The sequence below is a fragment of the Vibrio genomosp. F10 str. 9ZD137 genome, assembly GCF_049974785.1.
In the GTDB taxonomy this organism is placed as follows: domain Bacteria; phylum Pseudomonadota; class Gammaproteobacteria; order Enterobacterales; family Vibrionaceae; genus Vibrio.
The window spans coordinates 1-858 of record NZ_JBNGCJ010000768.1; the positions used below are offsets into that span (position 1 = coordinate 1).

General features: G+C 47.8%; 1 protein-coding gene. It reads right to left on the reverse strand.

The window, feature by feature from the left end; translation table 11 throughout:
- Positions 1 to 168: 168 nt before the first annotated feature.
- On the reverse strand, positions 169 to 858 hold a 690-nt coding region (locus ACP45E_RS17995), incomplete at its 5' end, for a DcaP family trimeric outer membrane transporter (protein ID WP_141707406.1).

Consider the following 858-nt stretch of genomic DNA (forward strand, 5'->3'; position numbering starts at 1 on the left):
CTGGACTGGACTGGACTGGACTGGGGGGGGGAAGGTGAAACAAAAAATGCCCTGGTGTTGAGAGCAAGCGAATACACGCTGCCAACACCGAGGCATCTTAAAGTCATTCAGTAATGTGTCTATCGGAGAACTCAAGGAGAACTCAAGGAGAACTCAAACACTGAACGCTTAGAACTTCCAGTTAACCCCAACTGCGATGCGATGGTTATCAAGCTCGGCACCGGTATCACGCTCGTAGTAAGAGTAGTTGTATTCTAAACCAAGATAGATATTGTTGTAGGCTTCCCAGATGAGGTTGGCCATCGCGTATCGCGTATAAGTAAAGGTATCGTTTTGCCACTCTAGTGGGTCCGTTTCAGCTGAACCAACACCAAACACCGACAGTAAATCAGGTTGCCACGTTCTGGTATACGCCGCCATTGCACCGTCGACTGTACGAAGCTCAAGATCTTGGTCATCACTGTTCCATGTTGCCCCTGTTTGGGAAACGCCAAGCACGTAGCGATCCACCCCTTTACCATAAAAACCAATTAAAGAAACCTTGTCTTTTGGTGTCATGTTATAAACAGCAGACAACTGTAAGGCATAACCTAGTTCATCATGCTCTTGTCCGCCCATGTGCAATGTTTTTTCGCTCAACAAACCCGTTAGACGAACGTGACCGTTCGCTGAGAAATCCCAATCTGCGGCTGCGATGAGGTCAAGAGTCGATTTGTCTAGCTTAACGTCTTCACCGGTTTCACGAACAATATCGGCATTGCTACCATCTTCAATCGCCACCTCATATTTAAAAGTATCAAACGACTGGCTCCAGCGTAGTTGCGGCTGGCGCATAAATGCCACGCCACTGAATGTCGG